This window comes from Rhizobium sp. CFBP 8752, assembly GCF_014842035.1.
Taxonomy (GTDB): Bacteria; Pseudomonadota; Alphaproteobacteria; order Rhizobiales; family Rhizobiaceae; genus Neorhizobium; species Neorhizobium soli.
Genome location: NZ_JACYUZ010000002.1, coordinates 49817 through 64241 on the forward strand (window position 1 = coordinate 49817; position 14425 = coordinate 64241).

The 14425-nt window shown below is 60.9% G+C and carries 12 protein-coding genes; 11 read left to right on the forward strand and 1 reads right to left on the reverse strand.

The window, feature by feature from the left end; all coding sequences use genetic code 11:
• The first annotated feature begins 165 nt into the window (after window positions 1-165).
• The 5 genes from IFT59_RS13485 to fhuB all read left to right on the forward strand — a co-directional run bounded on the left by IFT59_RS13485 (window position 166) and on the right by fhuB (window position 7011).
• Window positions 166-2289, forward strand: coding sequence for a TonB-dependent siderophore receptor (locus IFT59_RS13485; protein ID WP_192087202.1), 2124 nt, complete (start codon window positions 166-168; stop codon window positions 2287-2289).
• 154 nt (window positions 2290-2443) lie between these two features.
• Entirely contained in the window at window positions 2444-3310 is an 867-nt protein-coding gene (locus IFT59_RS13490; protein ID WP_192087203.1) for an alpha/beta hydrolase, read from the forward strand.
• Between the two features lie 23 nt (window positions 3311-3333).
• On the forward strand, window positions 3334-4140 hold the full coding sequence (locus tag IFT59_RS13495) for an ABC transporter ATP-binding protein (protein WP_446737837.1): 807 nt from the start codon (window positions 3334-3336) through the stop codon (window positions 4138-4140).
• A 13-nt stretch (window positions 4141-4153) separates the two neighbouring features.
• Window positions 4154-5044, forward strand: a complete 891-nt coding sequence (locus tag IFT59_RS13500) for an ABC transporter substrate-binding protein (RefSeq protein ID WP_192087205.1) — start codon at window positions 4154-4156, stop codon at window positions 5042-5044.
• A complete protein-coding gene (fhuB, locus tag IFT59_RS13505; protein WP_192087206.1) occupies window positions 5041-7011 on the forward strand; it encodes a Fe(3+)-hydroxamate ABC transporter permease FhuB in 1971 nt (656 codons plus the stop codon). Before IFT59_RS13500 ends, fhuB begins: the two co-directional genes overlap by 4 nt.
• Before the next feature lie 61 nt (window positions 7012-7072).
• Here the strand turns inward: fhuB and IFT59_RS13510 are convergent, their stop codons facing one another.
• Window positions 7073-8095 (reverse strand): LacI family DNA-binding transcriptional regulator, encoded by a 1023-nt coding sequence (locus IFT59_RS13510; protein WP_192087207.1) that lies wholly within the window; start codon window positions 8093-8095, stop codon window positions 7073-7075.
• Window positions 8096-8331: 236 nt separating this feature from the next.
• Here IFT59_RS13510 and IFT59_RS13515 point away from each other — a divergent pair, with 236 nt between their 5' ends.
• The 6 genes from IFT59_RS13515 to IFT59_RS13540 all read left to right on the forward strand — a co-directional run bounded on the left by IFT59_RS13515 (window position 8332) and on the right by IFT59_RS13540 (window position 14419).
• Window positions 8332-9624 (forward strand): ABC transporter substrate-binding protein, encoded by a 1293-nt coding sequence (locus IFT59_RS13515; RefSeq protein WP_192087208.1) that lies wholly within the window; start codon window positions 8332-8334, stop codon window positions 9622-9624.
• Window positions 9625-9701: 77 nt separating this feature from the next.
• On the forward strand, window positions 9702-10577 hold the full coding sequence (locus IFT59_RS13520; RefSeq protein ID WP_192087209.1) for a carbohydrate ABC transporter permease: 876 nt from the start codon (window positions 9702-9704) through the stop codon (window positions 10575-10577).
• A 10-nt stretch (window positions 10578-10587) separates the two neighbouring features.
• Window positions 10588-11415, forward strand: coding sequence for a carbohydrate ABC transporter permease (locus tag IFT59_RS13525; protein WP_113167729.1), 828 nt, complete (start codon window positions 10588-10590; stop codon window positions 11413-11415).
• Window positions 11416-11420: 5 nt separating this feature from the next.
• Window positions 11421-12419, forward strand: coding sequence for an alcohol dehydrogenase catalytic domain-containing protein (locus IFT59_RS13530; RefSeq protein ID WP_249407593.1), 999 nt, complete (start codon window positions 11421-11423; stop codon window positions 12417-12419).
• A 3-nt stretch (window positions 12420-12422) separates the two neighbouring features.
• Window positions 12423-13499, forward strand: coding sequence for an ABC transporter ATP-binding protein (locus IFT59_RS13535; protein ID WP_192087210.1), 1077 nt, complete (start codon window positions 12423-12425; stop codon window positions 13497-13499).
• Window positions 13496-14419, forward strand: coding sequence for a PfkB family carbohydrate kinase (locus IFT59_RS13540; protein WP_113167727.1), 924 nt, complete (start codon window positions 13496-13498; stop codon window positions 14417-14419). Before IFT59_RS13535 ends, IFT59_RS13540 begins: the two co-directional genes overlap by 4 nt.
• Window positions 14420-14425: the final 6 nt, after the last annotated feature.

The following is a 14425-nucleotide window of genomic DNA, read 5'->3' on the forward strand; positions in this document are numbered from 1 at the left end:
CGATCTCACAATACATGACAAAATTCCTCCACATTTATTGATTGCGCGAGATCTGGCTTTTATAGGTGGCCCCCGTGGCAGCGTAATGCTGTCTTCGCGACACCTTCGAATCCGCAACCTCTTGGGTCGCCGCGATATTTTTGTTTTTAGACAAAGGGTCAGGCAATGACGTTCTTGTTCACTCGGCATCCTTTTTGCCGCATGCTCCAACACTCCACTGCCTTTGTCGGTTTGGTGGTTGTTTGCGCGCCGAGTGCGGCAATTGCGCAAGAGGCTCCTGTCAATACGACCCTCGCCCCAATTGTCATTACAGGCGCTGGGCAAACCATCGGCGAAGACAACGATACGATCGTACCGACGCGTGCGATCACTGCCTTGAAGACAGATACGCCGATCGTCGAAACGCCGCGCTCGATTTCGGTGGTGACCCGCGAGGAAATCGAACAGCGCGGCGCAACCGATCTCATCCAGGCAACGCGCTACAGTTCCGGCGTAAACACGGGTGGCTTCGGTTTCGACCCGCGGTTCGATCAGGTCAATATCCGTGGCATCGAGACCACCACGAGCGGCGATTTCCGTGACGGCCTGCGCCAGCCGGTGATGACCTACGGCACGTTCACAACCGAAATCTATACGCTCGATCGAGTAGAAGTGCTCAAAGGTCCGGTATCCGTCATGTATGGAGCGGCAAGCGCGGCGGGCATCGTCAACAAGATTTCCAAATTGCCGCTTGAGGAAGCCCATCACGAGGTCGAGGTGCAATACGGCACGGTTGGTCGCAAGCAAGCCGCCTTCGATTTTGGCGGTCCGGTTGGCGAAAGTGACGATCTGTTCTACCGCGTCGTTGGGCTGGCGCGTGAGGGAGAAACCAATAATGAAATCGCGGACGACCGCTACCTGCTCCAGCCGTCCTTTTCCTGGGCGCCAACCGACAGCACGAAGCTGACGGTTTACGGACTGGCGCAGAAAAGCGAGGGAGAGGCCAGTGCCTGGACCTTCAAAAACGACGGCAAGATCTTCCGCGTAAGCGATCCGGATTACGATTATCAAAAGGTTCGCCAGTACCAGCTTGGCTACCAGTTTGAACATGAGTTCGAAAACGGTCTGACGTTTCGGCAGAACGCACGCGTGAGCGACCTCGACCTCGAAGCGCGCTATGTTGACCGTACGACGATGTTCAGCGCGCCGGCCGCGCCTTGGGGCACCGCCGCGGTGACTGAAGATGTGCGGGCCTACCAAATCGACAACCAACTACAGGCCAAGTTCGACACTGGTCCTGTGTCCCATACTGTTCTTGGGGGACTGGATTACACGGGCGTCACTTCCGACTTTGCCGATGGATATGGATCCACGCTACCGGCGAATATAACCAGCGCACCGTCTCCGGCTCTGACCGGCTTTACCGGCAACGACCTTCGCCAGACAGGGATCTACGCGCAGGAGCAAGCCGAGATCGGAAACTGGCGCTTCGTGGGAGGTCTGCGTTACGACTGGCTGCATCAGGAGACCACGGACAAAGTGGCGGGTACGGGTGCCGAGAAAAGTGAAGGTGCACTGTCCGGCCAGGTCGGGCTCCTTTATCTCTTCGACAATGGTCTTGCCCCTTACGTGAGCTACGGAACTTCCTTTGTGCCCTCGACCCAGCGCTCCGCCGGGGGTGGTGTGCTTGATCCGACGGAAGGCCGCCAGGTCGAAGCCGGTATAAAATACCAGCCGGACGGCGGGAATTTCTCGCTCAGCAGCGCTGTCTATCACCTCGTTGAAACCGGCCAACCCCAGTATGCCGGCGTCTCCGGCCCGCTCTATGTCTACGAGAACTCGGGCGAAAATACCTATACCGGGTTCGAGGTCGAGGGCCGGAGGGCGTTCGACAATGGTATCAGCGTGATTGCCGCCTACACGTATAGCCACGGGGAAATCACCGACAATCTCGATGGTTCGCTCATCGGCAACACGCCGACGACAACACCGCGGCATACGGCCTCGCTTTGGGTGAATTATGATGTGCCGGAAGATTCCGTCATCGGCGGCCTCAGCATCGGCGGGGGTGTTCGTGCCGTCAGTACGTCTTACACCGACGACTACAACACGGCTAAGAATGGGGGCGTTGGCTACCTGGATGCTTCACTTTCTTACGACTTCGGTGCCAAGTCGCCGGACCTGAAGGGGCTCTCGCTCATGGTCAGCGCAACGAACCTTGCCAACCGCGAGGAGCAGGTGTGCAATGGCGGTTATTGCTACTTCGGTCAGGGGCGAACGGTGGTGGGTTCGTTGAAGTACAAATGGTGATCGGCGTCAGATACGACCCGACCAAACCGCTCAGGGTCTCCTCGTTGCTCTCGAGAGGTCAGGGCAGCCTGCGCGGGTCGGTCCGCCGACTATCCGTCAGAGCCGAGCAATGCGTTCCCCGGCCTGCAAGCGTCATACAATTTGCGAGATTAGCATGACTGAACAGGCCTATTGCCTGCCCGGCACGACTTATTTCGACCTGGCGCCAGAGACCGGCGGCGATCCTTATCGCATTTTCCTGTTCAGGCCGGCTGTCGAGGCGCCCGTCGGGGGCTGGCCGCTTCTGGTCATGACCGACGGCAACGCAAACTTTCCCTTCGCTTTTGCAAGCCTGGTGACGCAGGCGCCTTATCCATCGGGCACCGGGGTCGACTGGGGCGTCATCGCGGCGATCGGTTATCCGACCGACGACCCCTATGATGCCATGCGACGGGCGTGGGATCTTGGGCCCCCGCCGGTCAAATCCTATCCGCCCTATGTCGAGGGGGGACCTCCTGTGCGCATCGGCGGATCAGGTGAGTTGCTTGCTTTCATCGACAAGCAATTGCTGCCGCGGCTCGCCGAACTGGTTCTGCTCGATGCGACACGGCGGTCGCTCTTCGGGCATTCCTTCGGCGGCCTCTTCACGCTCTACGCCCTGTTTGAAAAGCCGGACCTGTTTGCCACCTGGATTGCAGCGAGCCCGACCATTTACTGGGAAGGCAGCGAGATCCTCAAAAACGAGGCGCTCCGCCAAACGGTCGCTGGCAACGAGGTGATGCTGCATCTTTCCGCGGGAGAATATGAGGGGGAGGAACTCGCGCCGTTCCAGTATTTGAACGAGGATGCCGCCGTCCGCCTGGTTCGGAAGAAAGCCGAAAGAACGGTCGCGCTGGCGCAGGAAATGGCCGATCGGCTGGATGGAGCGGCGGACGGCATCCGGACGCAATTCGAGCTTTTCGCCGGCGAGACCCATATGTCCGTGGTCGGACCCGCGGTCAACCGCGCCATTGGCATCGCCTTCCGGCGTCCGAATTCGTGACAAGAGGAACAGGCGAGATGGTCATGATAGAAAGCGCGCAGGACGCGCCTGATACGCAGAAAGCCTTCGCAGTCGACGGGGTCACTCTTGTAATCGACGGCAATGCCATCCTCTCGGATGTAAGCCTCGATTTCCCGGAAGGCGAAGTGGTGGCCCTTGTCGGCCACAATGGTTCAGGCAAATCCAGTCTCCTCAAAATACTTGCGCGGCAGCTGACGCCAACTACCGGATCTGTCGCCTATGCCGGCCGCGACGTTTGGCGCTATCACGGTCATGAATTTCCGCGTTGCGTCGCTTACCTGCCGCAGGATCTGGGCACCGGGTCGGATATGACTATCCGCGAACTGGTCGCATGCGGACGGTACCCGTGGCACGGCGCGCTCGGTCGCTTTTCTGCCGTCGACCGCGAGAAGGTGGAGGGAGCGATCGCTGCCACGCATATCGACAAATTTGCCGATCGCATGGTGGGAACGCTTTCCGGCGGAGAACGGCAGCGGGCCTGGATCGCCATGCTGATCGCTCAGGACGCACGCTGCCTGCTACTCGACGAGCCGACCGCGGCACTCGATATCGCGCATCAGATCGAGGTGTTGTCGCTGGTGCGACGTCTCGCGCGTGAGAACGGTCGCAGCGTCGTCATCGTTTTGCACGACATCAACATGGCCGCACGCTTTTGCGACCGCATCCATGCCCTGAAAGGTGGACGGTTGGTCGCAAGCGGAACCCCCGCCCAAATCCTAGTGCCCGAACTGCTCTATACCATTTACGGGATTAAGATGGAGGTAATTTCCGCTCCCCACCTGTCGCATCCGCTTGCCTATGCCTGCTGAGGTTCGCAACGGGATGCAGATCTCAAGGCGCTCATTGCTGAATGGTGCAGCGGCGGCGGCCGCAGCGGTCTCGATGCCGGCACAGCTGCTGGCGGATGCCGGCGGCCAGAGGATCATAAGCCTCGACTATGGGCTGGCGTCCACATTGCTGTCGCTCGGGGTGCAGCCAGTCGGCATTTCCGATCTCGCCGACTGGAACAAATGGGTCGTCGAGCCCGAAATGCCGAGCTCGGTCGTGGATATCGGAAGCTCGCACGAGGTCGATCTCGAAATCCTCATCCAGCTGAAGCCGGACATCATCTTAACGACGCCCTATCTTGACCAACTTCTGCCAAGGCTCCAGCCGATCGCGAAAATCCTGCGGCTCGAGATCTTCACGCCCAACGGCGGTCCCGTCTTGCCGGCGGCGATTTCGGCGACGCGCACGCTGGCCTCAGGGCTCGGCCGCGAGAAGGAGGCGGAGCAATTCCTGACGCGGTCGGATGCATTCTTCGAGACCTGCCGCGCACGTTTGGCGGGGAGAACCCTTCCACCGGTTGCACTGGCGTCGTTTATGGATGCCCGGCACGCCCGCATCTACTCCGCTCCCGGCCTGTTCCACAACGCGCTGGAGCGCATCGGCATACGCAACGCCTGGACGCGCCAATCGAACTACTGGGGCTTCGAGACGATTGGCATCGAGGAGCTTTCGACCATTACAGACAGGAACGCCCGCCTGATCATCTTTGAGCCTGTGCCGCCCGATGTGTTGCCAAAACTTGCGGAAAGCCCGCTGTGGCAGACGCTGCCGTTTTCCCGGCCCGGACACGTGTCGGTCGTTCCGCCGGCGCTGATGTTCGGCATGGTCAACGAGGCGATGCGGTTTGCCGGTCTGGTGACCGATGTTCTGGACCATGACGCATGACCGCCCTCCGTCGCGATAATCTCGGGCCTGGCCTTGTCGTTTTCCTGCTGATTTGCGGAGGATGCGTTGCATCCTGGTTTCTCGTTCAGCCGGCGCTCTCGGGAACGGTAGCGCCGGGCTACGACATCGAGCGGATGGTGCTCTATTATTCTACCTTGCCGCGGCTGGCCACGGCACTGCTGGCGGGCGCGGCGCTGGCTTTGTCGGGCGCGCTGTTCCAGCAGGTGCTGCGAAACCCGCTGGCCGACCCGACGACGCTCGGCGTGTCGGCGGGCGCCAATCTTGCGCTGGTCGTGGCCTCACTTTTCATGCCGGTACTGTTGGGCGCCGGCCGCGATCTCGTTGCCCTGGTGGGAAGTGCGGCGGCTGCCGCCATCGTCATCGGCTTAGGTGCTCGACGAGGTTTTTCGCCGTATTCCCTGGTGCTTTCGGGCCTCGTGCTCAGCCTCTGGTGCGGCGGCCTCTCGGCAATCCTCATCTATTTGAACCAGCGATACCTCGCGAGCCTGTTCATTTGGGGCGCAGGATCGCTGGCGCAGCAGAGCTGGGTCATTCCGGTCTCGCTTATCTGGAAAATTGTCCCCGTCGCAATCGTCTGCGTCCTGGTCATCCGGCCGCTGTCGCTGCTCGATCTGGGGGAAAGCAGTTCGTCGTCGCTCGGGGTCAAACTTGCGCGCCTTCGTATCGTCGCCGTCGCCTGCGCGGTGTTGCTTGCGGCCTTCGTCACCAGCGCCGTGGGCGTCATCGGCTTTATCGGGTTGGTCGCGCCGACGCTGGCGCGGCTTTCGGGCGCGCGCCGGCCGGTGCAGTTGATATTGTGGCCTCCGCTCATCGGGGCATCACTTCTCTTCCTCGCCGACTCCGTGCTGCAACTCGTGGCGGGCGGTCTCGGAGACTTTCTTCCGACCGGCGCAGTCACCGCAATCTTCGGATCGCCCCTGCTCCTGGCGCTGCTACCTTGGCTGAAGGTGCGTCACCGGGTCCAGCACGCGGTGACGGTGCGCGAGCGGCAGCGCCGATGGGGCGTAGGCAAACCGGCAACGGTCGCTCTTGCTAGCGTCGTGGTTATTGTTGCGCTTGGCCTTTTTGTCGGGCGCGGACCTGGCGGCGTCTGGTCTGTGCTTTCCGGCGAGTTTTTCAACGACATCCTCGCTATCCGCGCACCCAAGGTGTTTGCAGCGCTCGCATCCGGCGCGATGCTGGGTGTTGCGGGAACGATCCTGCAAAGGTTGACCGGCAACGAAATGGCAAGCCCAGAGGTTTTAGGGATTAGCGCCGGTGCCACCTTTGGCGTCGCCATCGCATTATTCGCCGTTGCGCCTGGCTTTGTCGGGCAGTTCGCTTTTGCAGCCGTCGGCGCGATCACGGTACTCGCTGTCATTCTGCTGAGTTCGAGGCGGTCGAACTTCGCGCCGGAGCGGGTCCTGCTGGCGGGCATAGCGCTTAGTGCAATGGTGGATGCTGTGGTCGGCGTGCTGAGCTCCACTGGCGATCCGAGAGCGGTGCTGTTGCTGCGCTGGATAAGCGGCTCCACCTATCTGGTTGACGCCGGAACAGCAGCCACGGAAATAGCAATCGGAGCAGTGCTGATTGGTATTGCTCTGTCAGCACGTCGTTGGCTCGATATCCTGCCCCTTGGGCCGGCTCCGTCATCGGCAGTCGGCATCCAGCTGGCGCGTTCGAGACTGGCGCTGTTCGGTCTAGCCGGCCTGATGACTGCGGCTGCGACCCTCACAGTTGGTCCGCTGTCCTTCGTCGGCCTTATGGGACCGCACCTGGCGCGGGAGGCCGGGTTGAAGCGCGCTCTGCCGCAGATGATGGGCGCCGTCTTTATTGGCGGGGGACTGATGGTTTTAGCAGACCTGATTGGTCGCACGGCTGTAGCACCTTACCAAATCCCGGCTGGGCTCGTCTCAGCTCTCATAGGCGCTCCGTGCTTGATGATTTTGTTGGGTAAAGGGAGATAGATTTTCTCGTGGCGGGATGCAGGTCGTAGGTTCGAACCCGCTCAAGGCGAAATAGGTTAACCTACGCTATTGGGGCCGCCGTGGATTCGCGGATAATCAGTGAATAGTCCACCTCGTAGTGGTTTGGGATGCGATGTCCCTCCAGCCGAGCAAGAAGATATTCACCGGCTCCTTTCCACGTCAGATCTGTCGGGATGTGCAAAGTTGTTAGGGCGGGCCGCAAATGACGGCTCCAATCAAGGTCATCGAACCCGATCACCGAGAGGTCTGTCGGGACGCCAAGTCCTCGACGCTCAGCTTCAAGCATGACGCCATAAGCAAGCACGTCATTGCCGCAGGCGATCGCCGTTGGACGATCGGACCCGGTCAGAATCTGACGTGCGGCTTCGCGGGCATCGTCCAATGTATAGCGCACTTCCAGATGCCATTCGGCTGGAAGCGCTAGACCGTTTTCGCCCAGAGCGCGACGAAATCCTCTTATTCGGGCACTTGCCCGATCGTTGTTGCGTTGCAAGGCACTCACGACGCCAATCCTTTTATGGCCGAGCGAAACCAGATGCATCATCGCGCGGTATGCAGCCATTTCATTGTCGACGCCGATACTGGGCGCGCTGCCGCTCGGGTTGTAGACACCGACATTGATGAATGGGAGGTCCCGAGCGACGAGCAAATCCCGCAGCGCCTGATGATGACAGTCACCGCGCAGGATCAAACCGTCGATGCCGCGGCTGACGAGGTTGCGTGCCTGCTCCAGCTCAACATCGATGTCATAGCCGTTGGTGGCCAGAATGAGCATGTAGCCACGCGACGACAGGTATTTCTGTAGGGACTCAATGCCGCGAGCGAACATCGCATTGTCGATCGTTGGGATGATCGCGCCGATCGTGCGGGTGCGATTGCTCGAAAGCGCCCTAGCCATGCCATGCGGCACGTAACCTGTCTGATCGACGATACTCGTAATACGCAGTCGCAGTTCCTCACTGACGCTCTGCGGATTGTTCAGGGCGCGCGAGACCGTTGCAGTGGAAACTCCCGCAAGTCGGGCGATGGCGCGTATCCCGGTTTTTTCTTTTTCAACACTCATCTGCGAGCCTGTATGTAACGTTACATACCCTAGCAACCATTTATATTCGTCTGTCAAATGGATTTTACTCGGCACCGCAGCAGTCGTGATGACTGCGATTACCCTGTTGACAGCGTTTCTTGATAGGGTCTATGTAACCGGTTACAAGATGTGCGTTCGGGAGAAATGCAGATCGAAGTCGCTCAAGGAGGAGCGTAGGAGGAACACCGCCCAAGGGCGGCGACGTGGAGGAAAGCATGCCGAATATCTCCGCAGCACGTATTGCGATCGCATCAGTTCTACTGGCAGGCGTTGCCAGCCCCGCCTTCGCCTTCGACTGGAAGGCGCATGACGGTGACACCGTCTCGTTTCTTGCCAACAACAATCCCTGGTCCCAGGCCATCCTCTCCTACAAGGACGAGTTTACCGCGCTGACCGGCATCACCTTGAAAGTGGATTCCTACCAGGAACAACAGATGCGTCAGCGTCTCGTCACGGTTCTGAATTCCAAGAGCGACGAAGTCGATGTGTTCATGACGCTGGCTTCGCGCGAAGGCCAGCAGTTTGCCGCCTCCGGCTGGTATGCCGACCTTTCCGCCTATACTCAGAAGGACGTTTCGCCGGACTACGACTTCGCCGGCATCAGCCCGGCCCTGGTCAAGGCAGCAACGTTCGAGGGCAAGTTGACGAGTGTGCCCCTCAATCTCGAAGGCCCGCTGCTCTATTATCGCACCGACATTTTCCAGAAATGCGGTATCGTCAAGCCTGCAACCCTGGATGATGTGAAGGCCGCAGCCAAGAAGATCAGCGAATGCGAAAGCGGCGTCTCGCCGATCACGTCGCGCGGCCTGAAGGCGGCGCTCGCCTATACGTTCAGCAATGTGCTGCACAACATGGGCGGCCAGTATGTCGTCGACGGCAAGTCTGCGCTTTGCTCCCCGGCCGGCCAGAAGGCGATCGGCTATTATGGCGAGCTGCTCAAGGATTACGGACCTCCGGGGTCGTCCAACTACAGCTTCTATCAGATCTCCGCGCTCTATCGCGCCGGCCGCGCCGCCATGGCGTTCGAATCCTCCAACGAACTGCGGACCATCATGGAAGGCGGCGAGCGGCTGAAGGATACCGATGTGATCCCGCTGCCTGCCGGAGAGGCCGGCAGCGTGCCGACCGCGATCGGCTGGGGCCTGTCGGTGTCCGCCAACAGCGCCAACAAGGATGCTGCCTGGTATTTCATCCAGTGGGCTTCGAGCCCGGTAATGCAGAAGCGTCTGGCCATCCAGGGTGTCGCGGCGCCACGTCCTTCCGTGTCGGAAGATCCGGAATACAAGAAGTGGATCGCCGAGGCGCCGGTACGCGCCAGCTGGCAGTCGGCGCTCAATGTGTTGGCGACCAAGGGATCGTCGGAGGTCGGTTATCCGATCGTCGCCAATCCAGAGTCCCGCGACTATATCGGTCAGGCGGTTCAGGACGTGCTCCTCGGCCAGAAGCCGGTCGCGGAGGCCTGCGCTGCCGCTGACACGGCACTCGACCAACTGATCGCACGCAAGTAAAGCGCGTCAGCGCTGCGTGAAAAAGTGCTCCGCTTCGGCGGAGCTCCCACTCCCCGATCCGATACCGGAGACCGGTCATGACCTCAGGCTCGACGAACAGCCAGGGACGGCAGCTTGCTGCCTTGTCCGCCCCAGCAGTGGTGTTTACCGTGGCGATGATCGCGTTTCCGATCGTCTACACGATCTGGCTCGGTTTCCGCTCCTTCTCGAGCAGTGGCGAGTCGCGCTTTGCCGGCCTCGCGAACTACGCCCAGCTGGCCGGTGACGGCGAGTTCTGGAACGGGCTTTATGTCACCTTCGCGCTCTACCTTCTTTCGATGGTCCTGCAACTGGTGCTCGGGATCTATCTCGCGATGCTGCTCTTTCATTCCAAGAAGCTGTCGGGCCTGCTGCGATCTCTGCTGATCTCGCCGTTCATGATGCCGCCGGTCGTTGCCGGCATGATGTGGCTCGTCATTCTCGATCCGTCGCTCGGTGCAGCCAACTATATCCTCGAATCCGTCGGCCTGCCGGCATCCGAGTGGCTGGCGTCGCCTACCTGGGTCATCCCGACAATCGCCCTGATCGACACCTGGCAATGGGCTCCCTACGTGGCGCTGATCGTTCTCGGTGGCCTTCAGTCGCTGCCGCCGAGCGTCTACGAAGCGGCCCAGATCGACGGTGCATCACCGGCACGGATCTTTCGCCGCATCACGCTGCCGCTTCTGCTTCCGACGATCGTCACTGCGGCGGTTCTGCGCAGCGTTGATCTGCTGCGGTTTTTCGACATCATCTACATCACCACGCAGGGCGGCCCGGGCAATGCGTCCAACACGCTCAACATCTACGGTTTCCGGGTCGGTTTCGAATTCTTCAACATCGGTTACGCCAGCGCGCTGATGATCACCCTGTCGGCCATCGTGCTGGTGGCGGTGCTGATGCTCAACCGGCTGCGCGCCACAGTCGCCTGGTAGGGAGAAGACGATGAACGGAACAAATCGCTCCGACCGCTGGATCCACTGGCTTAACACCATCCAGCTGACGATCGCCGGCATTCTGATCCTGGCCCCGACCGTCTGGATGGTGCTGTCCTCCTTCAAGCCGTCCTTCGAGGTGACGTCTTATCCGCCGACAGTGATCTTTCAGCCGACCTTCGAGAACTACATCATTCTGTGGGAGACGACGCCGTTCCTCTCCTACGCGGTGAACAGCTTCATCGTCACCATCGGCTCGACGCTGCTTGGCCTGATCTTCGGCATTCCGGCGGCCTTCGCCGTCTCCTGGTCGCGGGTCACCTGGCCGGCAATCCTGACGCTGGCTGCCCGCATGGCGCCGGGAACGCTTTTCCTTCTGCCCTGGTACATCATGTTCCGCGAGGTCGGGCTGATCGGCTCCTACACGGCCCTGATCCTCAGCCACGCGGTCATCACCATGCCGATCGTCATCTGGGTATTGATGCCGTTCTTCGACAATATTCCGCGGAGCGTTTTCGAGGCGGCGCAAATCGACGGCTGCTCGGTGACGCGTGTGCTGTGGAGGATCGCCATGCCGCTGGTGGGCTCGGGCATCGCCGTTGCCTCGATCCTCGCCTTCGTCTTCTCGTGGAACTTCTTTCTCTTCTCGCTGATCCTGTCGAATTCCGACACGAAGACGCTGATCGCCGCCGCATTCAATTTCGTCGGAGAGGGCTCGACTCAATGGGGGTCGTTGATGGCCGCAGCAACGCTGATTGCGCTGCCGCCGCTGGTGCTCGCCATTCTGGTCCAGCGCTGGCTCGTCGCCGGCCTCACTCTTGGCGCTGTTAAAGGATGATTATGATGACTGACGGACAGAGTTCCCGCATGCGCGCTTCGGTGTTTCACGGCGATCGCAAGATCACCATCGAGACGCAGGGCATACCCGAAGTCGGAGAAGGCGAGGTCCTCGTCAAGGTGCTGCGGACCGCGCTGTGCGGCTCCGATTTCAAGCTCTGGCACAAGGGCGCCGAATTCACCGCCGGTCACGAGATCTTCGGGATCGTCGACGAGCCTGGTCATCCGCGCCATGGCGAACGGAACGTCGTTTATATTCCGCTGCATTGCGATCACTGCGAGGCCTGCCGGGCCGGCGATACGCAGATGTGCCTCGAGGTCTCCAGTCTGATCGGCTGGAACCGGCCGGGCGGTTATGCCGAATATGTGCCGGTGCCGAAAAACTGCCTGCTCCCCGTGCCGGACGACATCGAAGACGACCTCGCGCCGCTGCTGCTCGATACGATCGGCACGTCCGCCCACGCTGTCCGGTTCGCCATGCCGCTTGTCCCGCCGGAAGAAAACGCACCTATCCTGGTCATGGGGGCCGGGCCGGTCGGCCTGGGCGTCGTGCTGGCGCTTCAGAGCCTCGGTTACAAGGATATCCACGTCGCCGACCCCAACGAGGAGCGCCTGTCGATCGCACTGTCCTTCGGTGCCAAGGCACACCCCGTCGGCTCTCGGGAAAAACGCTTCAAACTGATCTTCGAATGCTCGGGCGCGCATGCCGCCCGCAATCTCGGCATCGAGCTGGTTCTGCCGCGCGGCGCGTTGATGCTGGTCGGCGAGAATGCAGCGCCCTGGACGATCGAAGAGGGAAAGATCTTCCGCCGAAAGGACTTCTACATGATCCGCACCTTCTATTTCCCGATCCGGGATTTTGCGCCGAATGTCGAACTGCTGCGTAGCAACAAGGAGCGGTACCGGCGCTTTGTCGACGCGTCTTTCGGTCTGGACGCGCTGCCGGACTATTTCGCCCGCTTTGCCGAAGGCAAGCTGATCAAACCTGTCCTCTCATTCGGGTGAACCATGGCCTCCATCAGCATCAAGAACCTCGTCAAGAAATTCGGCGAACTGACCATCATTCCCGGTCTCGATCTGGAGATTGCGGACGAGGAATTCGTCGTCTTCGTTGGTCCGTCCGGCTGCGGCAAATCCACACTGCTGCGCATTATCGCTGGCCTCGAGCCGTCGACCTCAGGTGATCTCTTTATTGGCGATACCAAGGTCAATGACGTGCCGCCGTCGAAACGCGACATCGCCATGGTGTTTCAGGATTACGCGCTCTATCCGCATATGACCGTCTACGACAACATGGCATTCGCGCTCGAACTGCGCGGCATGACAAAGGCGGAAATTGACCAGCGTGTCCGCCGCGCTGCCGGTCTGCTTCACATCGAACCTTTCCTCGAACGAAAGCCAAAGGCCCTGTCCGGCGGCCAGCGACAGCGCGTCGCGATGGGCCGCGCGATTGTTCGCGATCCGAAGGTCTTCCTGTTCGATGAACCGCTGTCCAACCTCGATGCAAAACTGCGCAACCAGGTCCGCACCGAGATCAAGGGGCTGTCGCAGGAACTGAAAACGACGATGATCTTCGTTACCCACGACCAGATCGAGGCGATGACGATGGCGGATCGCATCGTCGTCTTGAAGAGTGGCGAAGTGCAACAGTACGGATCGCCGGAAGACGTCTACGAACGGCCGAATAACCAGTTCGTCGCCGGTTTTATCGGCTCCCCGGCGATGAACTTTTTTGATATCCGCCGGTCGGGCGAAGGCTTTTCGCTGGTTGGAGCATCCGATCTGGCAGCGCCCGTTCCGGCCGCCACTCTGGCGGTGCTCGCAGGCGCGCAGGATGCCGTTCTCGGCATCCGCCCAGAACACTTCATCCACGCGCCGGAGGACTCACGTGCCTTTGCGGTGACGATCGACCTCGTCGAACCGCTCGGTTCCGATACGCTGGTGCATTTCATGCTGGCCGGGGTGAAGACGGTGGCACGCGTCAATCCTGAGTTGCGGCCGAAGGTTGGCGAGACGCTTAAGCTTGCGGCCCAGCCAGGCAAGCCGCATGTCTTCGACAAGGCGTCGGGGGAGGCAATCCGGTGAGCGGGTCGAAGATCGGACCCGTCACCATCCCCGATACGGCGCATCCCCGCGTGATTTGCCTGGGGCTGTCGGCACTCGACCGCATCTGGCGGGTGGAAGCGCCGTTTTCCGGTGGCAGCGAAAAGATCCGAGCCGGGGAACACCTGACCGAGCCGGGCGGCATGGCCGCCAATGCGGCCGTCGCGGTCGCAAGGCTCGGTGGTCGCGCTTCCTTCTGGGGCAGGGGCGGCAATGACGATGCCGGTCGCGCCATGTCCGAGGCTTTTGTCGCTGAGGGCGTCGATGTCGGTTGTTTCCGGCTGTTCGACGACGGTGCGTCGTCGGTCTCGGGCATTATCGTCGATCAGACCGGCGAACGGCAGATCGTCAATTTCCGCGGCGCCTTTCCGACGGATCCCGCATGGCTGCCGCTGGCAAAGCTTGATGCTGATTGCGTGCTCGCCGACCCCCGCTGGCCGGACGGCGCCGTAGCCCTGTTCACCAGGGCGCGGGAGCAGGGCATTCCGACCGTGCTGGACGGCGATGTCGCCGATGCTGACATCTTCGAACGGCTGCTGCCGCTGACGGATCACGCAATCTTTTCCGAACCCGGCCTGTCCGGTTTTGCCGGCCCCGATATCGGCGCGGCTCTTGAAAAGGCTGCGTCCTTCGGTTCCCGTATGGTGGCGGTGACGCGCGGCAGCAAGGGCGTTGCCTGGCGCGAGGACGGTGCGGTTCACGACCTGCCGGCGCCCAGTGTCCGTGCGATCGACACGACGGCTGCCGGCGATGTCTTCCACGGCGCCTATGCGTTTGCGATCGGCGCCCAGTTCGAGATCCGTGACAGCCTGGCGTTCGCCAGCGCTGCCGCCGCCTTCAAATGCACCCGCGCAGGCGGCCGCGCCGCCATCCCGACACTCGATGAACTCAGGTCTTCTTGAAAGGAA